18 protein-coding genes and 1 pseudogene are annotated in these 26,893 nt (G+C 60.2%); 12 read left to right on the plus strand and 7 right to left on the minus strand.

The genetic code is table 11. From position 1 onward, the window contains the following. Positions 1–12: 12 nt before the first annotated feature. The 3 genes from H6650_00195 to H6650_00205 all read right to left on the minus strand — a co-directional run bounded on the left by H6650_00195 (position 13) and on the right by H6650_00205 (position 5,146). Positions 13–2,541 (minus strand): phenylalanine--tRNA ligase subunit beta, encoded by a 2,529-nt coding sequence (locus tag H6650_00195; GenBank protein ID MCB8950410.1) that lies wholly within the window; start codon positions 2,539–2,541, stop codon positions 13–15. A 116-nt stretch (positions 2,542–2,657) separates the two neighbouring features. Beyond that, complete coding sequence (gene pheS / locus H6650_00200; protein ID MCB8950411.1) at positions 2,658–3,683, minus strand: phenylalanine--tRNA ligase subunit alpha; 1,026 nt, start codon at positions 3,681–3,683, stop codon at positions 2,658–2,660. A gap of 494 nt (positions 3,684–4,177) precedes the next feature. Further along, positions 4,178–5,146, minus strand: coding sequence for an HD domain-containing protein (locus tag H6650_00205; protein ID MCB8950412.1), 969 nt, complete (start codon positions 5,144–5,146; stop codon positions 4,178–4,180). Between the two features lie 443 nt (positions 5,147–5,589). Here H6650_00205 and H6650_00210 point away from each other — a divergent pair, with 443 nt between their 5' ends. Together H6650_00210 and H6650_00215 are read left to right on the plus strand one after the other, a co-directional pair. Beyond that, positions 5,590–6,177: a UbiX family flavin prenyltransferase gene (locus H6650_00210; protein MCB8950413.1), complete on the plus strand. Its 588-nt coding sequence runs from the start codon at positions 5,590–5,592 to the stop codon at positions 6,175–6,177. Then, positions 6,167–6,613 (plus strand): pyridoxamine 5'-phosphate oxidase family protein, encoded by a 447-nt coding sequence (locus H6650_00215; GenBank protein MCB8950414.1) that lies wholly within the window; start codon positions 6,167–6,169, stop codon positions 6,611–6,613. The genes H6650_00210 and H6650_00215 overlap by 11 nt, the downstream gene beginning before the upstream one ends. Positions 6,614–6,634: 21 nt before the next feature. Here H6650_00215 and H6650_00220 read toward each other — a convergent pair whose 3' ends face one another. From H6650_00220 to H6650_00230, 3 genes are read right to left on the minus strand one after another with little or no spacing between them, the layout of a single operon-like run. Further along, on the minus strand, positions 6,635–9,448 hold the full coding sequence (locus H6650_00220) for an FHA domain-containing protein (GenBank protein MCB8950415.1): 2,814 nt from the start codon (positions 9,446–9,448) through the stop codon (positions 6,635–6,637). A gap of 47 nt (positions 9,449–9,495) precedes the next feature. Then, positions 9,496–10,080, minus strand: coding sequence for a bifunctional (p)ppGpp synthetase/guanosine-3',5'-bis(diphosphate) 3'-pyrophosphohydrolase (locus H6650_00225; protein MCB8950416.1), 585 nt, complete (start codon positions 10,078–10,080; stop codon positions 9,496–9,498). Next, positions 10,081–11,574, minus strand: coding sequence for an NYN domain-containing protein (locus tag H6650_00230; GenBank protein MCB8950417.1), 1,494 nt, complete (start codon positions 11,572–11,574; stop codon positions 10,081–10,083). It lies immediately after the preceding gene. A 501-nt stretch (positions 11,575–12,075) separates the two neighbouring features. Between H6650_00230 and H6650_00235 the strand changes: the two genes are divergently transcribed. The 8 genes from H6650_00235 (at position 12,076) to H6650_00270 (ending at position 25,516) form a co-directional block, all read left to right on the plus strand. Next, positions 12,076–12,705 (plus strand): hypothetical protein, encoded by a 630-nt coding sequence (locus H6650_00235; protein ID MCB8950418.1) that lies wholly within the window; start codon positions 12,076–12,078, stop codon positions 12,703–12,705. A 26-nt stretch (positions 12,706–12,731) separates the two neighbouring features. After that, positions 12,732–13,658: a class I SAM-dependent methyltransferase gene (locus tag H6650_00240; GenBank protein MCB8950419.1), complete on the plus strand. Its 927-nt coding sequence runs from the start codon at positions 12,732–12,734 to the stop codon at positions 13,656–13,658. Position 13,659: 1 nt separating this feature from the next. Further along, complete coding sequence (locus H6650_00245) at positions 13,660–16,149, plus strand: penicillin acylase family protein (protein ID MCB8950420.1); 2,490 nt, start codon at positions 13,660–13,662, stop codon at positions 16,147–16,149. Positions 16,150–16,187: 38 nt separating this feature from the next. Beyond that, positions 16,188–17,018 carry a DNA adenine methylase gene (locus H6650_00250; protein ID MCB8950421.1) on the plus strand — a complete coding sequence of 277 codons (831 nt, stop codon included), beginning with the start codon at positions 16,188–16,190 and terminating at the stop codon, positions 17,016–17,018. A 197-nt stretch (positions 17,019–17,215) separates the two neighbouring features. Further along, complete coding sequence (locus H6650_00255; GenBank protein MCB8950422.1) at positions 17,216–19,279, plus strand: hypothetical protein; 2,064 nt, start codon at positions 17,216–17,218, stop codon at positions 19,277–19,279. 37 nt (positions 19,280–19,316) lie between these two features. Beyond that, entirely contained in the window at positions 19,317–22,208 is a 2,892-nt protein-coding gene (locus tag H6650_00260) for an RHS repeat protein (protein MCB8950423.1), read from the plus strand. After that, on the plus strand, positions 22,205–24,085 hold the full coding sequence (locus tag H6650_00265; protein MCB8950424.1) for a cell wall hydrolase: 1,881 nt from the start codon (positions 22,205–22,207) through the stop codon (positions 24,083–24,085). Before H6650_00260 ends, H6650_00265 begins: the two co-directional genes overlap by 4 nt. 12 nt (positions 24,086–24,097) lie before the next feature. After that, positions 24,098–25,516 carry a PD40 domain-containing protein gene (locus H6650_00270; GenBank protein ID MCB8950425.1) on the plus strand — a complete coding sequence of 473 codons (1,419 nt, stop codon included), beginning with the start codon at positions 24,098–24,100 and terminating at the stop codon, positions 25,514–25,516. Positions 25,517–25,567: 51 nt separating this feature from the next. On the opposite strand, the gene H6650_00275 is transcribed toward H6650_00270, so the two are convergent. Next, on the minus strand, positions 25,568–25,924 hold the full coding sequence (locus H6650_00275) for a hypothetical protein (protein ID MCB8950426.1): 357 nt from the start codon (positions 25,922–25,924) through the stop codon (positions 25,568–25,570). A gap of 27 nt (positions 25,925–25,951) precedes the next feature. Between H6650_00275 and H6650_00280 the strand changes: the two are divergent. After that, a pseudogene (locus tag H6650_00280) lies at positions 25,952–26,245 on the plus strand (RHS repeat-associated core domain-containing protein). Positions 26,246–26,440: 195 nt separating this feature from the next. After that, the gene (locus H6650_00285) at positions 26,441–26,881 is read left to right on the plus strand and encodes a guanyl-specific ribonuclease Sa (GenBank protein ID MCB8950427.1); all 441 of its coding nucleotides are present in this window, start codon (positions 26,441–26,443) and stop codon (positions 26,879–26,881) included. Positions 26,882–26,893: the final 12 nt, after the last annotated feature.

Genomic DNA, 26,893 nt, shown 5'->3' on the forward strand with positions numbered 1-26,893 from the left:
TTGGAGGATCACCTAGCGCAACACCGCGCCCACTTCCCGTTCCAACTGCTTCAAAATACGCTGCCGCAGTCGGCTCACGTCCTTATCCCGCAGCGTTTTATCCGGAGCCTGGAAGGTCAAATGGTAGGCGAGACTCTTCTTGCCCGATGGCAATTGCGCCCCTTCATACACGTCAAACAGCGTCACGTCTTGCAGCAAAAAGCCGCCCGCGCGCTGAATGGCCGCGGCCACCATCGTCGCCGGCGTTGTCTTGTCCACGACCAAAGCCAAATCTTCCTGCACCGGTGGGAAACTGGGCACGGGGAAAACGGTGACACGATCCGGGATGGCCTGGAGCAGCAGGTCCAGGTCCAGTTCCGCCGCCAACACAGGATAAGTCGCGCGAATCTCAAACCCCGCCACCACGCGCGGGTGCAGTTCGCCGAAATAGCCAAGCTGTTGCTCGCCCAGGCTAAGGCGCGCGGTGCGGCCCGGCCGCCAGGAGGGATGTCTGGCCGTCTCTACGTGGCTGTCCGTGATGTGCAGGCCGCGCAGCAGTTGCTCCAAAATCCCTTTCAGATCATAAAAATCCAGGTGGGCGGGCGCTTTTTGGCCGTTGCTCCAATGCCGTGGCTGGCGCGGCCCGGTGATGACGATTGCCAGTCGGCGCAGTTCGTCGGGCAGGATGCCGTCTTCCGACGCCAGATAAATCTGCCCCAGTTCAAAGAGGGCGATATAGTCGGTAAAACGGCTGTTGGCGGCGGTGACTTCCATGACGGCGGCCAACAGGCTGTGGCGCATGGTCACGCGGTCCACGGTGATCGGGTTCGCCAGGGTGACGTAGGGGCGATCATCGCTGGGTGTGGTGGCTGTTGTCAGTAGTTTGCTTTCCCGTTCTGGCGTGGTGAGGCGGTAGGTGATGACTTCTTGCAGCCCGGATTGCACCAGCAGGTCTTTGATCGCTTCTTCGCGTTCGAGGGTGAGGTTGCCTTTTTGTGCCGGCAATTGATCCCCCATCGTCGTCGTCGGAATACGGTCATAGCCATAAACGCGACACACCTCTTCCACCAGATCATGCGCCCCCGTGATGTCCATGCGGAAATCAGGGCACGTCGCCAACAGCGCATCCCCCGACTCCACCACCGTAAACGCCAGCGACGTCAGAATCGCCTTAATCTCCGCCAGCGAAAGAGAAAGCCCGCCCAGGCGGACCACATCCGCTGCCGTCAGCCGCACCGTCACATCCCGTGGCGGCTGCGGATAATAATCCACGATGCCCTGCGCCACCGTGCCCCCCGCATACAGGCGCAGCAGTTCCGCCGCCCGCCGCGCCCCCAAAATGGCCTGACTGGGATGCACGCCCCGGCTGAAGCGGAAACCCGCCTCGCTGTTGATCTTCAGCCGGTTCGTTGTCTGCCGAATGTTAATGTAGTTCCACGACGCCGCTTCCAACAGCACGTTTGTCGTCTCGTCGTTAATTTCGCTATCCAGGCCGCCCATCACCCCGCCCAGGCTGAGGTTGCCCAGGGGGTCCGTCACCAGGATGTTGTATGGCTGTAGTTCGTGCGTCTTGCCGTCCAGGGTGATCAGGGTTTCGCCCGGTTGGGGCAGGCGGGTGTGGATATGAATGGGGCCGCCAGGGTTGTAGCTGTCGGCGCGGCGGCGCAGGAAGTCGTAGTCAAAGGTGTGGTTGGGTTCGCCCATTTCCAACATGACGTAGTTGCTCACGTCTACAACGACGTTAATCGGGCGTTGCCCGGCCAGGCGCAGGCGGCGCTGCATCCATTGCGGGCTGGGCTTTTGTTCCACGCCGGTGATGACCAGGGCCACGAAGCGGGGATTGAGGTCGGGGCGGTCGGTGGTGATTTGCACGCGGTCGACAATTGGCGGTCCCTCCATCACCACATCATAACTCGGATAGCGCACCGTCTGCCCCGTCAACGCCGCCACCTCCCGCGCCACGCCAATAATGGACGCGCAGCGGGCAATGTTCGGGATAATGGCAATATCCAGCACCACATCCCCCAACACATCCACCAGCGGCGTACCCGGCGTGTAATCCCCCTCCAGGAAAAGGATGCCCTCATGCTCGTCACTCAGCCCCAGTTCCTTCTCCGAACACAACATCGAGCGGTTATAGACGCCGCGCAAACTCCGCCCCTTCAGGGTCATCTTCACCTGCCCCTCTTTGTGCCCGTCGTACAGTTCCGCCCCTTCCAGTGCAAAAGGGGAGTACAGTTTCCGGTGGCTGATGTTCCCCTGACCCACGTAAGGGAACAGGTTAGGCGCGCCCGTGACCACATCCTCCGTTTCCGCGACCCCGTAATCCACCGTCGCCAACACCAGGCGGTCCGCGTTCGGATGCTGGCGCACTTCCAGCACCTGGCCCACGACGATCTTTTGCGCATCCCAAACCAGGCGGTCCGCATCCGTCCCGCCGGGGACGCCAATATATTCGATATTCTCCACCTCCAGTCCGCCAATGGTCAGCCGTTCAGCCAACGCCTCAACGGGCAAGGTGATGTCTACATAATCTTTCAGCCATGACAGCGGAACTTTCATGCTTTACTCCAGTGATGCGGGTAGCGGGTTTGCGAGTAGCGAGTTTGCGAGTTTGCGAGTGGCGGGTTTGCGGGGTGGCGTTTCAACTCGCCACTTGCCCCTCGCCTCTCGCCCCTCTAAAACTGCTGCAAGAAACGCAGATCGTTGCTCCAAAAATAACGGATGTCTTCGATGCCATACTTGAGCATGGTGATCCGTTCCGGCCCCATGCCGAAGGCGAAGCCAGAGTACACCGACGGATCGTAGCCGCCGTTGCGCAGCACGGTGGGATGAACCATGCCGCAGCCCAAAATCTCTAACCAGCCGCTATATTTGCAGACCTGGCAGCCGCCGCCGCCGCATAAAATGCACTCCACGTCCATTTCCGCGCTGGGTTCGGTGAAGGGGAAGTAGTTGGCGCGAAAACGCACCTGGCGGTCCGCGCCAAACATGCGGCGGGTGAATTCAATCAGCGTCCCTTTCAGGTCGGCGAAGGAGATGTTGCGCCCCACGGCCAACCCTTCCACCTGGTGGAACTGGATTTCGCTGCGGGCCGTGATCTGCTCATAGCGGTAGCACATCCCCGGCAAGATCACGCGGATCGGATTCGGATAATACTCCTTCATGGCATGGATCTGGCCAGGGCTGGTGTGCGTGCGCAGAATGACGCCGGGCGTGGTGGTGTGGAACGTATCCCACATGTCGCGGGCCGGGTGGTGCTGCGGAATGTTCAGCAACTCGAAGTTGTACTCGTCCGTCTCCACGTCGCGGCTGCGATAAATCTGGAATCCCATGTCGCCCCAAATGCGGTAAATCTGGCGCAATGTTTCCGTGGCCGGATGAAGCCGACCACGCCAGGGCTTGCGCCCCGGCAACGTCACGTCAATCGCCTCGGCGGCGATGCGCGCTTCCAGTTCCGCCCCCTTGATTTGCGCCAGTTGCTCCTCGTAGACAGCCTGGAGCGCCTGTTTTACCTCGTTGACGCGGCTGCCAAAAGCGGGCCGATCCGCCGGGGCGATCTGGCCGACCTGCCGCGTCATTAGTTGCACGGTCCCTTTTTTGCCCAACACGCTTTTGTACCACGCTTCCAGCGCCGCGCCGGTTTGCGCTTGCCGCAAGCCATCCAGTGATTCCTGATAGACGGTTTCCAATTGTTCCAGCATGTTACTTTCCATTTTGGTAACGATTACGAGTACCTGGGCCGACAAAAACCTTCCCGGAAGCTCACTTCCAAGCCATTTCGCATCGAAACAGCTTCCGGGAAGATGGTCATCGTTGTAATATCTCGTCTGGCGTTTCAGAGCGCCTGTGTGAACAGGCTGTCAGGCACGGGCGCGTATCCTATCATACGGTTGGTTGAATGCCAACGTAGCCAACAAAAAACGCGGCTCATGAGCCGCGTCTTGATGTCTGTCTGGGTGTTTGTGAGCGCTTCTGGAAACAGCCCGCAACAACCCGCCTGCTTAACGCGGCGTGGTCAGTATGTTGCTAAAGCTAAAAAAGAAGAAGCGCATTTGTCTCAACATGGCGCTGATAATAGCACTCACTCAGAGTGATGTCAAGATGAGGGCGCGGATGTATGCAACCGTCTAAAAGCAGCTTCCCCTTTTCCGCTGGGTTCATTCTCCTGGAATGAACCCAGCGGAAAAGAAGGGGATTATGCTTCATTGGGAGCGAAGTTGGGGGGGCGCTGCAAGTAGCTGCCGAACATGGGGCTGGGTTTTTGGCTCCACGTGTCGTTGCCGGCATCTTCGCTCAAAAAGTCCAGAAATCCCTGCACCCGGCTGTCCAACAAATCGATCTGATGTAGCAGAATCGCCTCCAGCGTCTTGGGCGTCACCGGCGCGCCCCATTCCATCTGTCCGTGATGGGAAGCGATCAGGTGAACCAACTGCTGCAGCGCGTCCGCGGGAAAGTCGTCCAGTTCCGCCGCCGCTTTTTCCACGATGATCACGCCGCGCACGATATGCCCCACAAGATGCCCGTCGTCGGAGACGGAAATGCCGGCATCCGTCCCATACTCAAACACCTTCCCCATATCGTGTAGCAGCACCCCCGACACCAGCAAATCCCGGTTCACGTAAGGGTAATGCGCCGCCAGCGCGTGTGCAAGACGCACCATGCTCAATGTGTGCGCCAACAAGCCGCCCATGTAAGCGTGATGCATTCGCCGCGCCGCCGGCGCATCCGCAAAGCGCGGCAAAAACGCCTCGTCCAACAAGATATGACGCAGCAATTCTTGCCAGGGCGCGTTCAGGCTCTCAATTTCCTCGTGTAATTCGGCGATCATCTCTTCACGGGAGCGCCCACTGGTGCGTAAGAAATCGCGCATGTCTGGATTGGCGTGCGCGGACAAGTCGGTGACCACAACCTGCGGCGCATTGCGGTACGTACTGACACGCCCTTCCACCAGCGCCACCTGTCCCGCGCTCACCCAGCGCTGCACCTGCGCCGGAACATCCCAATAAACCCCGTTGACCTGACCGGTCTTGTCGCTAAGGACCAGGCGCAAGAACGGCTGCCCATCCTTCGTCGTACGACTGATGACGTCGCGCAGCAGGAATGGTTCGTCCATAAACTTGTCGCCATTCTTCAGGTCCGTGATAAACAGGGTTTTCATTGACATAAAACACTCCTTCGCGCCTAGTGGACAGGTGATCGATCTCGTCAGTCCGCATCATTGCCCGCAAACTATCCTCAAAAATCCGCATAATCCACGAAGTCCGTGGCCGTCAATAATAACGAAGCCAACATCGGAAAGCGGGCGCACATGCGTTGAAATTGGGTTTTTCCGACGACATCGCCTACAATGCAAACAGGGTGTATCAACTGATATGCCTCAACAAAACAACATGGGCTAAGGAACGGAAATTGAATAAGACAACGAAGTTGTTTCCTTACCGTTCCTTCAAACCGACGATGCCATTCCGCACTTTATTTCATCGTCAGTCTTAAGGGTTTGCAGCCGGTCGGGAAGCCCCAACCCATTATACTGAATTGGACGGATTGCGCATGACGGATTCTACCCCATTTGAATTAACTTCACCGGAGACACCGCCCGCGCGGGACGTGGAACGGATCATTGTGGGAATTACGGGGGCCAGTGGCGTCATGTACGGGATTCGCCTGCTGCAAGTCTTGGCAGACCTGCCCACGGTAGAGACGCACCTGGTGATGAGTACGGCTGCCGCGCAGACGATTGGGTTGGAAACGGATTACACAGCGGACGAGGTGATGGCGCTGGCGGACGTGACCTACCGCTTCCGTGATATTGCCGCCGCGATTTCGTCCGGCTCTTTCCGTACGCAGGGGATGGTGGTGCTGCCCTGCTCCATGAAAACGCTGGCGGCGATTGCCCACTCTTTTAGCGACAATCTGATCACACGGGCGGCAGATGTGGTCCTGAAGGAGAGGCGGCGGCTGGTGCTGATGCCGCGTGAGACGCCGCTGCATCTGGGGCATGTGCGCCTGATGCAGCAGGTGATTGAGATGGGGGCGATTTTGGCTCCGCCCATGCCGGCATTCTACCACCGCCCCCAAACCCTCGACGACATCATCAATCAGACCGTCAACCGCGCCCTCGACCTCCTCGACATCCGACTGCCCCAGGACCTTTTTGCCCGTTGGCGGGGCGGGAGAGCCAGCCGTGACGATTGATCTCCGTACCGCCGCCCTCGATTACCTGCAGCAGCATCACGTCCTCGCCCTCGCTACCCGCACCGCCGACGACCTCTGGGCCGCCGCCGTGTTTTATGTCAACAGTGGCTTCGACCTCATCTTCTTATCCGCCGGGCACACGCGCCACGCCCACCACCTGGCAACCCACCCCTGGGCGGCGGCCACCATTCAGGACAGCATCAGCGATTGGCGCGAAATCAAGGGAATTCAACTGGAAGGCCCCGTACAGCAGTTAGCCGGCGCGGAGCAGGAGATGGCCGAGGCGCTTTACCGCACCCGCTTTCCCTTCTTGCAGGATGCGCCCGACCCCATCCAACGCGCATTCGCCCAGGTCAACTGGTATCGCCTGACGCCGCGGCATCTCTACTTGCTCGACAACAGCCACGGCTTCGGCCACCGCGACCAAATCTTCTGACCCCGGCAACCACCAACCGCCCTATTTCTTCAACACGGTGATGCTGACGATATTGCTGCTGCCTTGATTGCCGGCATTATCCCACGCATACGCCACAAACTGCACCACCCCCGCCGCATAGGGTCCCCCCTCGTAGCGGCAAACAGGCGCATCCAGACACGTTTGCACCAACGCCAACTGCCGCTCCCCTGGCCCCTGTACCCAAATTTCCAGTCGCGTCACCCCCACATTATCCTCCGCCCGCGCCGTAAACGTGATCACCGTCCCCTCGTCCGGGCGCGGTGGGTCATAAACGACCGACACCCGCGGCGGCACACGGTCTGGCGGCAGTGTGGGCGTCACCGTCGGCGTAATCGTCGGGGTTGGCGTGATGGTCGGCGTCGGCGTCTCTGTGGGGGTAGCCGTGGGCGTGGGCGTCGGCGGCGCGGGCGTTGCCACCACGGGCACGCCGGCTTCCAGGCAACTTGCGCTCACCACCTGGCCGGAAATCCAGAACTCGCCGCGCGCACCCGGTTCCAGGTCCAGCCGCCACCAGCTTCCGTCACCGTTCTGGCCAATGATGGGGGCTGATTGGCCGGCATCCAACAGAGCCACCGGATCATACACCAGTCCCGGCCCCCAGCGCACGTTGGCGGCGACATTAGCCGTGGCCGTAGGCCGGCAGGCGGTGGATGCGGGGCTGGCGGTCATGGCCAATGTCGCCGGGTTTTGTCGCGGATCAATGGTGATCAGGCGATAGGCGGGGGGGGTGAGGGCATTGCCGGCATTATCCACCGCCACCACCAGCACCAAGAACCGCCCCGGCCCGCCGCCAAAATCCTCCACCATCTCCGCCGGCGGATCGGCGGGCACGCCATCCGCTTGCAGCGTAAATGGCTGCGTATATGGCAGCCAGGAGTCGCCCGCATCCAGACTGTACCGCACCTGCGCCACGCCACCCGGATCGCGGGCATCCACCGCCACCGTCACCGCGTCGTACCAGGCCCCCGCCGTCCCCTGCGCCCCCGTCACCGCAATCGTCACCGTGGGCGGAACCATGTCCACCGCCGGCGTGCCCAACAGCGCGCACCGTCCCGGACGATCCGTATAAGCGGAGGCCACCCCCGCCGCCGTGTCCATCACCGTGTCTAATCGCGCCCACTGCTCGCTCCCCGTTTCCTGCCAGTAAATGGCCGCGCTATCCGCCGTCAGCAGCGCCAGCGCCGCCAAATCCACGGGCAAATCCACCCGCACCGGCGGCGCAAACCGCGTGACCGCATTCCCCTGCGCGTCAAAAGCGGACAACGCGCAGCCGCTGCCCACACCGACCTGCTCATGCGTGTACGGGGGATCGGGCGACCACGCCGCGTAGACGGTGCTACCCACGGGCAGCGACCCCGCGCCGGCACAAAGAGAGATGGGCGGCGTCTGCCCGCCATCCGTGCCCATTGCGCCCATTTGCCCGCCGCCGTCGAGCGGAACCGTGGCCCGCGTTCCCCAGGAATGCACCCAGAGCGAGCGACTGGGTACGGGAGCATGACGGTATGTTTCGCCGCGCGCGTCGGTGAAGTTGGCGGCCTCTGCCCACGGGTCTTGCGGATAGGCGGGGCCGGGCAGGAAGCCAAACGGGTCTACCACTTCGTCCCCTGTGAAGCGACCATCCCCGTTGGCGTCGAAGCGCACCTCAAAGTGCAGATGATGCCCCGTACTCCAACCCGTGTTGCCCATTGTGCCGATGCGCTCCCCGGCGGGGAGGGTTTCGCCCACGCGCCCCTGCATCGCCGCGAAAAAGGGATCCGCCGCCAGATGCCAGTAAGTGGATTGGAACTGCCCCACGTCGGGCACGGTATGCACGAGGCGCACGTAGAGCGCGCCCGATTCGTGTTCACCCACCTCGGCCACGACGCCGACGGCGGCGGCAAATACAGGCGTGGTGGCCTGGCCAGACGTGTAAGGGGCAAAATCATAGCCGGGGTGGCCGCTGTAATAGGTGTTGCTGCTCAACTGCCCGTTGAACGGGAGGACCAGGCCGCCGGTGGGCGCGGTGGCGGGTTCGCGTCCGAAGACGACGCCCGGCTCATCCGGGGCCGGATACAGTGGGTAGAGGTGGTCGAAGAAGCTGTTGATGCGTCCGCCGGCCTGGGTTGGCTGCGCCGCGCGCCGGAATTGGGCTTCCGTGCCGCCAAAATGCTCGTTGCTGCCATCATAGGGGAACGGCAGGTCGAACAAGGGGATGGCGGCGATCTCGCCGGCGGCGGGCGCGGCGGCGGACGCGCCGATGGGCGTGATGTTGTTCATGAAGGGCTGCGTGCAGGGTTCCAGGCGGGGCGGGGCGACGGGCGCGTCTGCTTGCATGGCGGTGGGCGCGGGGGTGCTGCCGGCATTTTCTGGCGAAGGAGTGGCGCGGGACCGGAACAGGGCGACGCCGACGGCCAGGAGCAACAGGGCGAAGAGGAGGATGCCGGCAATCGTTCCTTTGCTCAGGCGGGGTTGTGTGGTTGGTTGTGCCGGCATCGGCGCGGGCGTGGCTTCTGGCGGTGGGGGCAAAATGGGCGGCGCGGCGCTGAACCGGGCGCGGGTGTCTCCCAGTTCAATGCGCATCCCATCTTGCAAATGGACTGGCTGGTGCGCCGTCAGGCGAATGCCATCCACCAGGGTGCCATTGGTTGATCCCAGGTCGCTGAGCCAGACGCCGTGGGCGTCCACGGTGATGCGCGCATGTCGTTTGGAGACCAGTCCATCGTTAAGGGTGATGTCCACTTCGGCGGCCCGCCCCAGCGTGAGTTCGGCCTGGTTGATGTCAATGACGACGGCGCGTCCGTCGGGATGCGTGAGGTGTATCTGACCAAACGACATAGGCGAAGGTTCAGGTGCTGTTTGTGTTATGGGAGATGCCCATGGGGTCAGGTGGGGGGCGAGGAGACGGGTGTGGCCGGGATGCCGGCAAATAATCGTTCCACCACGTCTTGCAGCAGGCCAAAGATCGGGTATTGGGCGGGGTCGGAAATGCCGGCAAGGATACTGTCCGTCACCGTGCGATAGTACCACGCCTGTTTTTCCGCGCCGCGACTGAAATTGAGCCACATATTGGTCCCATATTTTTCCTGGTTGTGCAGCATGTGGCTCAGGTTGTGATACTTGTCGGCGGCGGCCAGCAATTTGGCTTCCAGCGGCGCGTGGCGTAGGCTGTCGATGAGGAACTGCTTGCGCGTTTCCCACCGCCCACGCGGTTCGGTGCAGTAGGAGACGATGCGGGCGACTTCCGCGCCAAATTCCATTTCGATCTGCGGCATGGTCACGGAAGTATCTTCGACCGTGTCGTGCAGCAAGCCGGCAATAACGACCTCTTCCGCGCAGCCCATGCGCTGGAGCAGCATGGCGACGCCAAATGGGTGGGCGATGAAGGGGATTTCTTTCCCCGTTTTGCGTCGTTGCCCGGCATGGGCACGCAGGGCAAAGAGAATGGCTTTGTCGATAGCGCTGATCATTCAGTTAGCGGCGGCGTTGTGATGATTGGATCCGGTAGAAGAGCCATAATGATTGAGGACGATTTTCAGGTAGCGGGCGTAGCCAGAGGTGTCGTAAAGGGCGATGGCCGCTTCTTCCAGGTCAAAGGGGGTGGCGAGCTGCTGCACGGCGCGCAGGTAGGCGGCGTCGCAGCGCATAACGGCATCTTGAAAGGGTTTGTTGCCGGCAATCGTCAAACTGACAGTGGCAGTGGTGCTGAAAGCGCGGCTGCCGCTGTCTACAGTGATCACCTCGGCGCGTTCCGCCACGCGCAGCACATCGTTAATCAGGCTTTTGGAAATAGACAAGTCTGTTTGTTCGGCGTACTTGTCGTAAACGGTTTCCACGATTTGCCGCCACATTTGCGGAGATTCCACCTGCAAGGCGGTGATAATTTCCTTGAGGATGAGCAGGCGCTGTTTTGCCGGCACAACCCGTATCCCGTGCTGCTTCAAGACCCGCTGATACTCCTTGTGCAGTTCCATTCGCTGCTGCACCTCCGTGGGACGGCCCACGTACAGCGTCGTTCCCTTTTGCTGCAGCGCCACCACGTTGGGATACCGCTTCAGCCACGCACCAAAACTGCGCGCCCCTTGCAACGTCTCATCAAAGCGCCCGTCGCTGAGATTCCGCATTTCCTCCTTTAGCACACTGGCGCGTATGCGTTCATGGCTATTCAGCGTCCTATCCAGCGCCTCCTTAATCAATTTGACCACTTCCGCTTCGCTCATGGGTTGGCCGGGAGGTGGCTCGCTGGGCGGTTCTTCCACTTTTGCCGCCATCGGATAGCGCACGTAGACGGTCGTGTCTTCGCGCGTAGTCGCTACGATGTGGGGATACTTCTCCAGGAAGCGAGTGAAACTCATTTTGCCGAAGCGGGACTGGTTGAATGAGCCATTGCTGAGGGTGTGCATGGTTTGTTTCAAGGCACTGGCGGGGGCTTGTGGCTCGTTCTGGAGGAGGTCCTCCAGGGCTGTCTTCAACAGTTGTTCAACTTGATCGTCTTGCAGTTGCATGCCGGCAATCAAGTCTTCGTAAAAGACATACTTGTCGCACAGATTCATCAAGCTCTTGCTGGACGTGTGCTTCACACCAATGCCAATAACCACCTTGCCGCGCTTGCGCAGCGCCTGCACCAATGGCATAAAGTCCCGATCCCCTGTCACCAACACGTAGGTGTCGAAGTCGTGCCCTTCGATGAGCGTCTCCATGGCGTCAACGACCATTTGCATGTCCGCCAGATTCTTACTCATCTGGTTGACGGTCGTTTGCAACTCAAACCCTGCCGCGGCCAACACTTTGGGCATATTTTGGTGCTGTCGCCAATCCCCATAGGAGCGGCGAAATACCAGCCGGCCATTGGTGAGCTTCTTGATGTAATCCAGGATCAGGTTAATGTCGAAGGTCAGATGGGCTTCAGCGGCTCCAATGACGGCGTTATCTAAATCAAGCAGGATCGCAACATCATTACTCATGTATCATTTGTTCCTAAAGCCGATGTTCGGCGTCGGCGACCAGATTCCCTAATTCTACTGCATTCGCATGAGAAAACCCACGCCATCGCCGATTCTGGCGAATCGATAGCGCAGGGCCACGTTCGCAACATGACGTGGTTTTGTGTGCTGCTCAGTGTTTGGTGACATCTGCCTGGCGGAAATGTGTGGCTGGTTTTTCCGGCTGCCCGCTTTGTGCCTGCCGCCGGGCCGTGTGATCCCGTTGACAGTGCCATCCTTCCCTATTATCACTCAGAATGGCTCAGTTGGCGAGTGTTTCACGTGAAACAGCGCACGAATGTGCGCCGCCGACAGCGCGCAACGCGCCTGTTTCACGTGAAACAGGACCAATGTCGCGCCCTCCGTCCGTTTGTGCTGCGTATGCCGGCAAAACACATCCCCGTCACGCTTTGCCAAATCCTCGATCCGTGTTACCATCAACCTCTCAATTATATGTCAACCTGAGAAGTTACGGAGGGCATAATGACCAAATCATTCTGGCAAGGCAAGCCGTGGCAAGCGTTTAAGAACTTCGCCATAATTTTCTCCTTTGTATTCAACGCCGTTTTCCTCATCGTGCTGCTTGTAGCCGCGCCGCTGCTCATTCCTATTCTTAACGATGTGGCTGAACCGCTGGTCGGTGGCCTAAGCGATAGCTTCGTGCAAATGGGCGAGGCCAATATCCGCCGCACCATCGAGGTCAACGACGTGATCCCCATCGCCTTTACGCTGCCCTTGTCCACGGAAACCGTGGTGACCACGACAGCGGCCGTCCCTTTGCAAGTGCCGGCAGAATTCATACTCCCCGACGGCGGCGGAACCATTCGCGGCATGGTCGCCATAGAACTGCCCGCCAACCTGCCTCTGCCCGTGCGCCTGGCGCTAGAAGTACCCGTGGACCAGCAAATACCCGTATCTCTGGCCGTGGACGTCGACATTCCCCTGCAAGAAACCGAACTGGGACAACCGTTTAATCAGCTTCAGGGACTGTTCGCCCCCCTCAACCGCCTCCTCGTCAGCCTCCCCTCCAGCAACGATGAACTCCTGCGGCGACTACGCGGACGCCAACTGCCACCCGAAGACCTGACCCCCGATCAGGCAGCTCTTCCCTGAGCGCCGCGCCTGCTCCGATTCCCACTATGGATGCCCCCCCTGTCTGTGATTACGAAGGTTCCGACTATCGCACCCGCTTCTGGGAAGGCCAGGGGCGAGATTACGAGGACCAGGTGGAACGATTGGCCCTGCGTCGGTTGATGCCCCCTACGGGCACAACCCTGATTGAAATTGGCGCGGGCTTTGGCCGCCTGGCCGATGAATATCATGGCTACCGGCAGGTTGTCCTCTTTGACTATTCCCGCACCCTGCTGCGTGAAGCCCGCGCCTACCTCGGAGATGATCCCCGTTTTGTGTATGTTGCCGGCAACTGGTACCAGATGCCATTTGTCGCCGGCTTGTTCCAAACTATCGTCCAGGTACGTACCATCCACCACGCCGCCAACGTGCCCGCCCTGCTTACCGAACTCGCCCGCATCGCCCACCCTGGCGGTCACTACATCCTCGAATTCGCCAACAAACACAACCTGAAAGCCATCGCCCGCTACTGGCTACGCCGCCAGACATGGTCGCCCTTCACCCTGGAACCTGTCGAGTTCGCCGCCCTCAATTATGACTTTCATCCTGATTGGATGCGGCAGAAACTACGTCAGGCCGGTTTCCGGCCCGGCCCTCCCCTCACCGTCTCCCATTTCCGTATTCCTCTCCTGAAAAAAAGCCTTCCCACCTCATGGCTGGTCAGCCTGGACCGTCTGGTGCAGCCCACGGGGCGCTGGTGGCAGCTTGCCCCCAGCGTGTTTGTGCCATCACGCCACCCCGCTACCGGTCCCGCCGCGGTGCCTGGTAGCTTCTTTGCCTGCCCGGACTGCGGTGCTCCCCTCGGCAGTGTAGGGTTGGGCGAACTCACTTGTCCCGGTTGTGACTGTGTCTGGGGCGTCCGCGACGGCCTCTACGATTTCAAAGAACCCCTTTCCGCCACAAGCGTATCGCGCGCCGGCGCATCAGGAGGATAACATGAGTCGGATGCGGCGCAAGAGCGCGCCCTATCTCAAACGCCTGCTTGGCTCCACGCTACTCACAACCGGCGCGGCGGGAGCCAGCATCGCCGCAAGCCACGCGCTACGCCAATTCTGGCGGCGACCGCTGCGCGGCTTGCAAGGTTCCTACACGCTTGCCGGCCTCAGCCGCCCCGTAGAAGTCATCCGGGATCAATGGGGCGTCCCGCACATCTACGCGCAAACGGAAGACGACCTCTTTTTTGCCCAAGGATACGCGCAGGCGCAGGACCGCCTCTTCCAAATGGACGGCAACCGCCGCCTGGGCGGAGGGCGATTAAGCGAACTCGTGGGGCCGCCCGGCCTGCCCACGGACCGTATCGCCCGCATTTTTGGCTGGGTGCGCGCGGGAGAGGCCCAAATCAAAGGGGCCAGCGTGGAATCGCGCGCCGCGGCGGATGCCTTTGCTCGCGGGGTCAACGCCTTCATTAACCAGGGCAATTGGCCCGTCGAGTACGCCTTGCTCGCCTGCCGCCCGCAGCCATGGGAGCCGCTGCACAGCGCCCTTTGGGGAGCCGTGTTAGCCTGGGGGCTTTCCGCCAATTGGGAAACCGAGCTAGGGCGCGCGCTCCTGGTTGAGAAGCTTGGCCCGGAAAAGACGGCGGACCTGACCCTCACCTATGACGACAGCTACCAGACAATTTTGCCATCAGTGCGCGTGGGGGCGCGCCTGCTGGCGGCGATGATGGACGCCTATCGTGAGGCAATGCGCTACTTGCCGTTGGGCTATGTACCGGGCGGCCCGAACGTGGGCAGCAACAACTGGGTCGTTAATGGGCAGTGGACACGGAGTGGTCGGCCCGTGCTGGCTAACGATCCCCACCTGGCGGCCATTTTCCCCACTTTGTGGTACGAAAATCACCTGGTTGGCGGACGGTACAATGTGACCGGCTTCACCTCGCCGGGCGTACCCGGCGTGATCATTGGACACAATGAGCATGTGGCCTGGGGCATCACCAATGCGTTCCCCGACGTGATGGACATCTTTCTGGAGCAAGTACATCCCGATGATCCCACGCTGGTGCGTGAAGATGATGGCTGGGTGAAGATGACGATGCGCCGCGAAGAGATCAAAGTGCGCGGACGACGACAGCCGTTGGTGTTGGATGTGCCATATACGCGACATGGCCCGGTTGTGTCCGAGTTGATTCCGGGGGAGCATCGCACATTCTCGCTGCAATGGAATGCGTTTGCGCCGGCTGACCATTTGCAGGCGCTGCTGCTGCTGGCGCGGGCAACGGATTGGTCGTCGTTTCGAGAAGGGCTGCAAGCATGGGGATTTCCGCCGCAGAATGTGGTGTATGCAGACGTGGCCGGTCATATTGGGTACATGATGCCCGGCCTGGTTCCGATACGTCCCCGAGGTGAAGGGCTGGTTCCCGCGCCAGGTTGGGATACAGCGTATGATTGGCAGGGGTGGATCCCCTTCGCGGAAATGCCCACGCAATACGACCCCATTGAGGGGTACGTCGTCACCGCGAACAACCGCGTCGTTGGTGACGGGTATCCTCATTGGCTGACGGCGGAATGGCTGCCCCATTACCGCTCCGACCGCATTATTGAGCTGATTAAAATGCGCGCACCGCTGTCGCTGGCTGATCACGCCGCGATCCAGGCGGATGCTGTTTCCTTGTTTGCGCGCCGCTTTCAGGCGGTCGCCTTGCCGCTGCTGCGCGCGGAACCGCCGGCGACACGGCTGGCCGCATGGGCGTTGACGGTGCTGTCCGCCTGGGATGGCACGATGGACGCGCAGCGGGTGGAGCCGAGCCTTTTCTTTGCCCTATTCACCTGTTATGTCGAGTCTGTTGTTACACAGGCCGTCGGCTCCCTGAGCGAATTGCTGCTGGGGGATGGTTTTCTGGAAGGATTTCCCAGTAATTCCTTTTACAATACGTCCGTGGAACTGGCGCTGCGCTGGTTGGAAATGCCGGCACCCGGCTGGGTGGGCGACGCGCGGGCACTGCTGGTTCCGTCGCTGACACGGGCGCTGGCGCTGCTGGAAGCAACCTATGGCCCTGACCCTGCCTATTGGACGTGGGGGCGATTGCATCAGGTGCGGTTGCACAACCATCTCAGCCGCATCCCCGGCCTGGGCAAGTTGTGGAAGCCCATCACGTTGCCTATGAATGGAGATTCTTTCACCGTTAACCAGGCCGGCATGACGCCCTATTTTCCGCCGCGGCCAATTCATAGCATTGCCAGCAGCCGCATGATTCTGGATGTGGGCGCGTGGGACAATAGCCTGTCGGTGTTGCCGGGGGGGCAGTCGGGTCATCCGGCCAGCGCCCATTATCAGGATGGCATCACTGACTGGCATGCGCACCGTTACCATCCGATGCTATTTAGCCGCGAGAAAGTGGAAGCCGCCGCGGCGCGGCGGTTAACGCTGCACCCCGCATCGGCAACCGCCGTTGCCGAATCGTCTGCCGTTTCCGCTGCGTATGACTGAGGGGCGCGCGCGCGCTGTTTGGCGGTATAATGGGGCGCATGACCCTTCCTGCTCCTGATCCCGTAGCTCCGTTCCTGAAATGGGCGGGCGGCAAAGTACGCCTGCTGCCGCAGTACGCGCCCTATTTACCTCCACGCACATCCATCCGGCATTATTATGAGCCTTTCATTGGCAGCGCGGCCTTGTTTTTTTACTGGCAACCGCACCCGGCGACGCTGTCGGACGTGAACCAGAAACTGGTTGAAGTGTATCAGCAGGTGCAGCAGAATGTGGAGGAGGTGATCGCGGCGCTGCGGGGGCACTATAACGACCGGGATTATTATTATGAGGTGCGGGCGCAGGACCCGGAGGCGTTATCGCTGGTGGCGCGCGCGGCGCGGCTCATCTTTCTAAATAAGACGTGTTACAACGGATTGTACCGCGAGAATCAGCAGGGGGCGTTTAATGTGCCATTTGGTCGGTATAAGCGACCGAAGATTTGTGACGAGCCACGGCTGCGGACGGCGGCGCAGGCGCTGCGGGGGGTGACGTTGGCGCAGGGGGATTTCGCGCAGGTGGTGGAAAATGCGCGGGCGGGTGATTTCGTTTACTTCGATCCTCCTTATGTGCCTGTGAGCGCCACCAGCAGTTTTACGAGCTACAATCACCTGGGTTTTGATGAGGATGATCACTGTCGTCTGGCGCGCACGATGCACCGGCTTACCTTGCGCGGAGTCCGCGTTATGTTAAGCAATTCTGCTGCGCCGCTGGTTCATGAACTGTATGCGGGGCATGGCTACCGGCTGATTACAATCAAGGCGCGGCGCAATATCAATAGCAGGGGAAACGGGCGTGGCCCGGTTGATGAGCTACTTGTTCTCAACTATTGAGCGCGGGGGACGCCCACTCCCGTGCCGCGACGGGTGGCGCGGAAATGAACGGCTGCTTATCCCGCAAACCTTAAAAAATAGCGTAGATGTTCTAAAACGGTTGACAACCGCCGTCGAAAGGCCTAAACTTCCGGCCATTGTTACCAGAAAAGAGCCAAATTGAGCCAAAGCCATAAGCCAGGAGGAGGAGGAGTCCCATGGTCCCTACGGTCGGTCTGTCCTTGCGTGCCGGCACGCACCTTATCACCGCGCTCGCCCTATCACTCCAACTACTGCTGGCACCCTTCGCCCCGCCCCCCGGCGTGCCTTCAGCCCCCGGCCTGCGCCAGGCAACAGCCGGCAAAGACATCGCCGCCCGCCTCGCCGCGCCGCTCGCCGGTCCGCAACAGGCGGCCCCCCTGCTGCCCCTGGCGATGAGCCTCTCCCCCGTGACCACCACAGTGGACCTGAACACCCCCCTCACCCTCACCCTTCGCATCACCAACAGCAACCCCATCACCCTCGCCGCGCCGCGGCTGCAACTGCCGGTCAACCCCGCCGTGCGCTACCTCTCCGGGCCAGGGCTGACGGGGGAAGCGGTCCATGAGGCGACATTGGAAATGCCGGCATTCCCCCCCACCAGCACCCACCTCCTCACCCTCACCCTCCACCTCATCGCCGCCCCCGACGCCGCCCCCATCACCCTCCCCTTCCAACTCCACACCGTGGAAACCACCGCCACCCTCACAACCATTACCCTGCAACCGACGCAAGCGCAACCATTGCCGGCACAAGCCCCCGCAGAAAACAACCCCACCCCTGGGAACCCACCTACACCCCCCGGCGCCGCCGCCTACACCGGGGCCGCCACCCACGCCTACAACATCCCCATTCCCCCCGGCAGCGGCGGCCTACAACCCTCCCTCACCCTCGCCTACGGCAGCCGTGGTGTCGACAGCCTCATCGCGCCGCTCATGAGCGACGGTTTCGGCCTCGGCTGGTCACTGGCGCAGCCGCAAATCAGCAACGGCAACGCCACCCGCCTGTTCAGCTTCGACGAAGGCTTCACCCCCCACCGCTTCACCCTCAACCTCAACGGCGCATCTTACCGCCTGCAACCCTTCGCTCTGGACCCGGACAACCGGCATGGCCGCTACGTCGCCCTGGGTGACGCCAGCCTGCTCATCGAGTACGTGGCCGACGTCACCGGCCCCAACAGCACCGGCGAATACTGGCGTGTGCGCACGGGTGCCGGCATCACCTACCGCTTCGGCTACAGCGCCGACGCCGAACAAGCCATCGCCCCCATCAACGGCCAACTCAACGCCGGCCAGCCCAAAAACCCAGACATCACCGCCTCCGCCTGGAAACTGGACCGCATCAGCGACCTCTACGGACGACACGTCGTCTACCAGTACGCCACCGCCTGCGGCAAAGCGTACGGCAACCCGAACCAATGCCGCAGTCCCTACACGGAAGTAGACGTCGCCGTGCAGACGATCAGCTACAACTTCGTCAATGGCACACCCGCCACCGTCGTCGCTTTCGACCTGCAAGACGATGCCGGCAACGACGTCTGCTACAACAACGACGCCGCCAAACAGGACACCTACATGACGGCCGGCTGCTTCCGCCCCCGCCGCGTCACCGTGCATCAAGACAACCACCTCGTCTCCGCCACCACCTTCACCTACGACGCCGGCTACACCCATCACGACGACAGCCACAACATCAGCCTGCACTACTGGTTCCTGAGCGGCATCACCCCCTACGGCGCCGACTTCAACGAGCAAACCGGCAGCGGCACCCCGCTCCCCGCGCAAACCTTCACCTACGCCCAGAACACCCACTACACCAGTTGCCAGGGCGACGACTGCGCCCGCCTGCTCACCCGTGTCAACAACGGCTACGGCGCCGTCACCACCCTCACCTACGAACGGTGGGACAACAGCGACATCAACGCCAAACACCCCGCCGGACGCTGGTTCGCCGTCGCCCGCCTGGACACCTGGGACGGCGTCATGCAAAAATATGGCGTGGAACCGGCCAACGTCGCCACCCAGTACACCCGCGAGGACGGGCACGGCTGCTACGACGTCATCAATTCCGGCTGCTACCTCGCGGACACCCTCGCCAGCAGCGCCCTCGTCGGCTTCGACACCGTGACCATTAACACCAGCGAACCCGCCCACGGCGACACGCCCATCTCGGAACAGAGACAGGAATTCCTGGTCAACAACTACTGGCTCAACGGCAAAAACAGCTACACCGCCCTACCATGAAGATGAAGACAACCCGGGGTTAAAACAAGTAACGGAAATGACGTGGGACGTCGTCACCGTGGCTGGAGCTGCCTTCGCGCAACAGCGGCAAGAAGCCCACTACACCCAGGACGGAACCACCCAACACCAACGCACCGAAGACAACTACACCTACTACCCCATCGACTTCAACCCCGGCACCTTCAGCGCCGGCGCCATCCATCGCATCGCCAGCTACGGACCGGGAGACCCGCCCAACGCCCCCCACCACTGCGTCGAATACGCCTACGCCCACAACGTCAGCGGAAGCAACTGGCTCGTCAACCGGCAACTGCGGCAAAGCACCTACGAAAACAGCAACGAAGCCTGCGGCGGCGGCAACCGAATCGCCATGACCCTCTACCGCTACGACAACAGCGCCAACCCCACGGACACCACCCTGGGAACGCTGGGCCAATTGAAATGGACCATGCACTGGTCGGCGGGAGACAGCTACCAGACCACCTACACCAACTACCACGGCAGCGGCAGCGCCTACGACGGCCTGCCGCGCCAGACCAAAACCTTCAACAGCTACAGCCACGACGCCGCCTACGCCAGCGACACACGCACCACCACCACCATCCAACAGTACAACCACCTCGGTCTGCCCACACAAACGCAAACCACCGCCGCGGACGTGGCCGCGCAAACCACGCAAATCAGCTACGACGCCGTATTCCCCTGGCTGCCGGCCACCATCACCGACGCCAACAGCGCCCAGACCCGCTACGAATACGACCTCTTTGGTCGCCTCACCCACATCTACGCCCCCGACCCCGCCACCGGCGCGGCCACCGAGTTGCAAGCCAGCACCGACTACAGCTACGACCCCGGCGCGCAAGTGTTAACCATCACCCAAACCGCCCACCCCGACCCATCCGACCCGGCGCAAGACCAGACCAGCCGCCGCTTCTACAACGGCCTCGGCCAGGTCGTGCAAGAACGGCGGCTGAACGCGGAAATTGCCGGCAGCACCGACACCGTCATCTGGAGCCACACCGAATACGACGGGCGCGGCCTCCCCATCTGCCAGACCACCCCCCAAAGCGGCGGCGCGCAGAGCTTCCAACCCAAAACCTGCGCCAACTACAACCACACCAGCACCCAATACGACCCCTTCGGTCGCGCCACCCACATCACCGCCCCCGACGGCAGCGCCACCACCACCACCTACGGCTTCCCCACCATCACCCCCGCCGCCCGCACGGAGCTGGCCAAAGTCCAGGTCACCGACGCCAACAGCCACACCATCACCTCCTACACCAACGCCTGGGGGCAGCTTTCCGTGGTGCGCGAGTTCTTCGGCGCGGCGCTGGCAGACAACGCAGACACCGTTTATACTTACGACGTTGCCGGCAACCTCACCCAAGTACAAACCTACGACGCCTTCAACGCCGGAACCGGCAACCTGCTGCGCCAGAACAGCATGAGCTACGACACCCTGGGGCGCAAAACCGACATGACCGACGCCGACATGGGTTACTGGACCTACACCTACGACGCCAACGGCAACCTCCTGCGGCAGGAAGCCAACCCCGGCACACCCGACCACATCACCCTCTGCTTCTACTACGACAACCTCAACCGCCTCACCCACAAAGGCAAACCCCCGTCGCCGAGCGGCAACTGCCAAAACAACCCGCCCCTCTCCGGCCCCAACCACCTCGCCAGCTACGAATACGACACCGCCGCCAACGGCCTCGGACGCCTCGCCGCCATCCGCTGGGGCAGCGACCCAAACAACAACCACGAAACCTTCGCCTACGACCAACGCGGCCGCCTCACCAGCCACACGCGCACGATTGACGGCCACGCCTTCACCCTGGCCGTGACCGTCTACGACAACCTGGACCGCCCCCTGACCACCGTCTACCCCGACGGCGAACTCGTGCAAACGACCTACGACCAGGAAGGCGAAAACACCCTCACCGCCGGCGCCAACGCCATCATCACCGACATCGCCTACAACCAGCGCGGCCAGATGACCACCCTGGCGCGGGGCAACGGACGAAACACCCTCTTCACCTACTACAGCGCCACCGGCAGCAACGGCAACAGCAACTTCCGCCTGCAAAGCATCCACACCGCCACCCTGCCCGGCAAAGAAGACCTCCTCTCCCTCACCTACGAATACGACCCCGTGGGCAACATCACCCAAATCGTCGATAATCTGTTGGCGACAGACAAAAAGCAGGAATTCGAGTACGACGCCCAGAACCGACTCACCCACGCCTGGACGCCCCCCGCCGCCATCGACCCCTACGACCACGACATCGCCTACGACAAACTGGGCAACATCAGCCACTACGACGGCGCCAGCTACACCTACCATCCCGTGAAAAAAGACGCCGTCATCGCCATCAGCGGCGGCCAACAGTTCGCGTACGACGCCCACGGCAACATGATAGACCGCAGCGACAGTGCCGGCAACTACACCCAACTCTTCGACGCCGAAAACCGCCTCATCAGCGTCACCACCGGCGGGCAAACCACCCAATTCTTCTACGACGCCGACGGCCAGCGCGTGCAGACCATCCACCCCGACGGGCGCATCACCTATTCCCCCTTCCCCCAATACGAAGAAGAACACATCCCCATCCCCCCCACGCCCACCCCCACCGCCACCAACACCCCCACACGCACCCCGACGCCCACACGTACGCCCACGCCCACCCGTACCCCTACCCCAACCAACACGCCCACTCGCACCCCCACCCCAACCAACACCCCTACGCATACCCCGACGCCCACCCACACCCCTACGCATACCCCTACACACCCACCCACACACCCCACCCCATCATCCACCGCTACCCCACCCCATCATCCACCGCTACCCCGCCGCCAACAGCCACGCACACGCCGACAGTCACTCCCACCCCGCTGCCTGCCTGTCCGCCAGCGTTGACCTCGCCCCTCAACGGCGGCATCGCCCTCGTCAAAACCTTCTCCTGGCAGCCCTGCGCCGCCGCCGTCCGCTACACCCTCAACATTCGCGGCGACGGCCTGCCTCCGCAAGGCATCACCATCCCCACCGCGGAGACCAGCACCACCGCCCCCTGGCTCAACCTCATCCCCGGCGGCAGCTACAGTTGGAACGTGAAAGCGTGCTACACCCTCACCTGCGGCGACAGCAGCGACTGGTCCGCCCCTTCACCTTCTCCTACCTCTACCAACCCACCGCCACCCCGCCCGCCCCCACCGCCACCCCCCCCGCCAGAAATAAGCACCATCGCCCCACCCCCCCCCTACGAATGCCCCACCACCCTACAAGAGCCACCCGACGGCTCCACCCAAAACGAACCGCCCACCCTCCTGTGGACCGACCCCTGCGCTCCCGGCGGCGGCGTCCTCACCGCCGGCTGGCACCAGGTAGAGATAACGGGACAGAACCAATCCCCCATCATCCTCATCGTCGCCGCCGAAAGCTACGACACCGGCTGGCTGCTCCTCCCCCCCGACAGCTACACCTGGCGCGCCCGCTCCTGCGCGGACGAAGACTGCGTCCAGGCCGGCCCCTGGCCCGAAGCCTGGTCCTTCACCTACGAAGACGCCGCCATCCCCACCCCACAAAACCCACAAGCGCCCGGCGGCATCCACAGCGGCTACACCATCACCCAACGCAGCACCTACTTCCTCGCCGGGCAAGCCGTCGCCATGCGGCAAGTCATCCCCGGCGAGACCAACAACCTGCTGCACCTGCACAGCGACCACCTGGGCAGCAACAGCGTCATGAGCTATAACAATAGCGGGGGCATGGTCGGCGGCAGCCGCACCCGCTACCTCCCCTTCGACGCCTACCGCACCGCCCCTACACAACCCTACACCGACCTCGGCTTCACCGGCCAGAAGCACAACGATGACCTCGGACTCATCTACTACAACGCGCGGTACTACATTGCCGGCATCGCCCGCTTTGCCAGTGCGGATGTTGTTGTACCAAATCCGACCAACCCTCAAAACTATAATCGCTTCTCATATGTCTTAAACAATCCGCTTCGATTTACGGACCCATCAGGACACATCTGCTATGATCCAGGCTCTGATGCAGCGACGCCAGGGAATTGTGACGGTGGTTCTACAATGAAGCCGGCCAATCCCCTGATCATCAACCCACGGAACTATGAGATTGTGATCCTGGTTGGTCTGAATACATTGCCGCGAGTCAATGATGATTTGTCTAGAATAGGCATTATTGCGGTTAACTACCGAGACAATTATGGAACACTGGGGCGACAATTTCCGGGTGCGCCCAGAAGCGCAGTCATTGTCTATAGGGCTCCGGTAGCAACACTGATTGATAGAGCAAGTGGCGCAAATGTGCCATACGACAGATCTAGCTGGGACACTGTATCAGAAAGCGACCTCCTGGCGCGGATAATTGCCGCAGAAGCAGCAGGAACAGGCGCCGCTCGACAGACCGAGATGGTCGGAGTAGCTCAAGTTGTAATGCGAAGGGTGACTATGCCTGGTTGGGGAGCGAGTCTGCGAGAAGTTGTACTTGCTGACAATCAATTTGCCTTTACTCTGTCGGCGCCGGAGCAGGTTCGGGAATCAAGATTTGCGGCTGAGGCATATTCTAATCCTTTAGTCCCCCGAATAAGAGCAACTTACGAAGAATCGTTGGCTGTTGCTGTGGGCGTGGCGCGTCAGTGGCTTTATGACCCACGAACAGCGCTTCGGACTGAATTCCGGGGACGCTGTGAGCCGACAGGCTGCTATACAGTTTGGCTCCCAGATTACGCTCAATTCACCGATTATCCACAAGTCCGGCCAGTACGTTAGTGAGGATCTGATATGTCTCCAGCTTGTCAACATCCCAAAAGTGGTTCTGCTACGGAAGTTAAATATTCCAACAAAATCATCATCATTATGGTTATATGCTTCTTTACGGTAATTGCAGTTTCATGCATATCAGAGAGGAATGATGAGCTATCGGCTGATGAGCCGCCAAGAAGCACCGATACTGCAGGAACTTCATCATCGACGAGTTCCTATACGCCGTTTATTGAAGAAAAAATACAAGCCACATCAATTCTATTGAAATCCGCGACTTCGACTATAACGCCCACCCAGGTTCCTGCAACTACGCCGGCGCGGACCCCATTTGTTACGCTTACTCCCTCTCCCGTACCAATTACTACGCCTGAAATAGTCCAAGAACCGCAGGTAATAGCGACCGAGCATTGTTACGAGAGAATTATAGCCAGTGGGGTGTATGATGATGAGTGTCAGATAAAGGTTTTTGGAGCAAGTATGCTCGACACACCGCTCTTGATTCTCGCACAAACAGGAATCTCATTTGAATCTCCAAGATTTTCCCCGGATGGTAAGTGGATGGTATACGTCGAAAGAGTTCCAGATCGTGGCGCCCGCCTTCAACTGCTGGCTACAGACTGGAAGTATAGGGTGCAGTTAACAGAGTGGCTTGAGATAGGTCGTCGTATTTCATCATTGGCCTGGTCTCCAGATAGTTCATCGCTCGTTTTCAAAAATGTGGTACGTTTCGGTAACTTTGAGGAAGGGCCAACCTATTTGGTTGATGTAAGAACGAAGGAAATAGTTGAGTTGGAAAATGAAATTCTTGCACTGGAATGGTCTTACCAACCAATGTCAAGAGTAGCGATGATGATATACGATTCGGATTTAGGCACAGCAAAAGTTATCTTAAAGGATGCAAGCGAGGACGGTTCCCTAGAAACGATTGGAAGTCATCTCTTTTCCACTGACACAACAATCCCCGCATCGATTGCATGGCACCCAGAAGGAACCAATCTAGCGGTCTGTGTTGGCTTGAGACAGGCTGAATTGTGGGTTGTGGATCTACTTACGTTTGAATGGTTTAAGGTTGACGAGTTAAGTGAAAGATGTAACTTGCAATGGTCGAAAGATGGTATCTGGCTAGCTGCAAGGGAGCAGACAGCCATTCGTTTTTACAATAGTCAAACCTGGACTCTTTCAGAGACACTTGTTGGTACGCTGGTGTATGCCGAGTCCGTTGGAATTTGGAGTATAACAAGTGCCACTTGGAATGAAAGTAGTTACGTTTATGGCGTCAAACTCGTAGAACCAAACAGAAATGTTGAGCGCCTTGAAATCATTTCCACTGAGCCAGATAAGAGAGGCAGATTATCTGTTTGGAATATGGCGTTCATAAGAGAATCGCCAGGAGACTTCATTCGTAGTTTCGACTGGTCATATGGTGTTTCAAAATGATCTGTTGCTACGTGCGTTTACTGAAGGGACTTCAATAGCCAAGACCACAAATTAACGGGAACAAGGTAGAGCATTGGGGGATCGAATCGGTATGCCAGTTTCATCATCGCCGCCGAAAGCTACGACACCGGCTGGCTGCTGCTGCTCCCCGACAGCTACACCTGGCGCGTCCGCGCCTGCCAGGACGAAGACTACGTCCAGGCCGGCCCCTGGCCCGACGCCTGGTCGTTTACCTACGACGACCCCGTCCCCACCCCCACCCCACAAAACCCACAAGGCCACGGCGACAACGGCGGCATCCAGAGCGGCTACACCATCGTCCAACGCAGCGTCTACTTCCTCGCCGGGCAAGCCGTCGCCGTGCGGCAGGTCGTCCCTGGCGAGACCAACAACCTGCTGCACCTGCACAGCGACCACCTGGGCAGCAACAGTGTCATGAGCTACAGTAGTAATGGTGACAGGGTCGGTGGCAGCCGCACCCGCTACCTCCCCTTCGGCGGCTACCGCACCGCCCCCAGCCAAACCTATACCGACCGCGGCTTCACCGGCCAGAAGCACAACGACGACCTCGGCCTCATCTATTACAATGCGCGGTACTACATCCCTGGCATCGCCCGCTTCGCCTCCGCCGATACCCTCATCCCCGACTCGGTCAACCCGCAAAGCTATAATCGTTACAGCTATGTGGAAAATCGGACGCTCGTTTTTTCCGATCCATCAGGCCATCGTCCCACAGACGGTTGTGAAACAGAAAGCTGCATGTCTGATCAGGGTACTTGGGGACAAAACTTTGTCTCGTACATGGCACAGAGTGATGACCGCATCTATATGGCAGCCAATGCCCTCTACGAAGATTACCAAAACCGCTTTGGGGACATAATTGATGTGACAAAAGGCAGTCCTGTTGAATACGCCCTGTGGCAAATGGCTTATGAAGATGCGATTGCCCTTGACAAAGCTATTCAGGAAGGGGGTTGGTTTGCTAATGTAATAAAAGAGGCATTTGGGGGTGGCTATCTAGATCCGCTTGATATTATCGAGGGGTCAATAGGGGCAATTCTAGCTACTACAGCTAGCAATGATAGTGCAGATGATCAATATGGTCCTGCGGGTTTTGGGCCAACCGATATCCAGCCCACTCTAGATCGCATCGAATCTGGGGGTACCTACCCTCATCGCAATGATAGTACTACCTTTAGAAACTATGATGGATTATTACCTGAACAACCCTATGGTTACTACACCGAGTATGTCCACCCAACACCAGGCATTGAACATGCAGGCCCACGACGGGTTGTTATTGGTCAAGGAGGCGAAGTTTACTATACTCCAAATCACTATGAAAGTTTCATTAGAGTAAGGTAAGTTGCAGGTGAA

The organism is Ardenticatenales bacterium (assembly GCA_020634515.1).
GTDB lineage: Bacteria > Chloroflexota > Anaerolineae > Promineifilales > Promineifilaceae > JAGVTM01.

What these genes read in the sequence shown, in the direction of transcription:
- H6650_00195 (MCB8950410.1), bottom strand. Translation starts at nt 2,541, where the DNA reads ATGAAAGTTCCGCTGTCATGGCTGAAAGATTATGTAGACATCACCTTG.
- pheS (MCB8950411.1), bottom strand. Translation starts at nt 3,683, where the DNA reads ATGCTGGAACAATTGGAAACCGTCTATCAGGAATCACTGGATGGCTTG.
- H6650_00205 (MCB8950412.1), bottom strand. Translation starts at nt 5,146, where the DNA reads ATGTCAATGAAAACCCTGTTTATCACGGACCTGAAGAATGGCGACAAG.
- H6650_00220 (MCB8950415.1), bottom strand. Translation starts at nt 9,448, where the DNA reads ATGTCGTTTGGTCAGATACACCTCACGCATCCCGACGGACGCGCCGTC.
- H6650_00225 (MCB8950416.1), bottom strand. Translation starts at nt 10,080, where the DNA reads ATGATCAGCGCTATCGACAAAGCCATTCTCTTTGCCCTGCGTGCCCAT.
- H6650_00230 (MCB8950417.1), bottom strand. Translation starts at nt 11,574, where the DNA reads ATGAGTAATGATGTTGCGATCCTGCTTGATTTAGATAACGCCGTCATT.
- H6650_00235 (MCB8950418.1), top strand. Translation starts at nt 12,076, where the DNA reads ATGACCAAATCATTCTGGCAAGGCAAGCCGTGGCAAGCGTTTAAGAAC.
- H6650_00240 (MCB8950419.1), top strand. Translation starts at nt 12,732, where the DNA reads ATGGATGCCCCCCCTGTCTGTGATTACGAAGGTTCCGACTATCGCACC.
- H6650_00245 (MCB8950420.1), top strand. Translation starts at nt 13,660, where the DNA reads ATGAGTCGGATGCGGCGCAAGAGCGCGCCCTATCTCAAACGCCTGCTT.
- H6650_00250 (MCB8950421.1), top strand. Translation starts at nt 16,188, where the DNA reads ATGACCCTTCCTGCTCCTGATCCCGTAGCTCCGTTCCTGAAATGGGCG.
- H6650_00255 (MCB8950422.1), top strand. Translation starts at nt 17,216, where the DNA reads ATGGTCCCTACGGTCGGTCTGTCCTTGCGTGCCGGCACGCACCTTATC.
- H6650_00260 (MCB8950423.1), top strand. Translation starts at nt 19,317, where the DNA reads ATGACGTGGGACGTCGTCACCGTGGCTGGAGCTGCCTTCGCGCAACAG.
- H6650_00270 (MCB8950425.1), top strand. Translation starts at nt 24,098, where the DNA reads ATGTCTCCAGCTTGTCAACATCCCAAAAGTGGTTCTGCTACGGAAGTT.
- H6650_00285 (MCB8950427.1), top strand. Translation starts at nt 26,441, where the DNA reads ATGGCTTATGAAGATGCGATTGCCCTTGACAAAGCTATTCAGGAAGGG.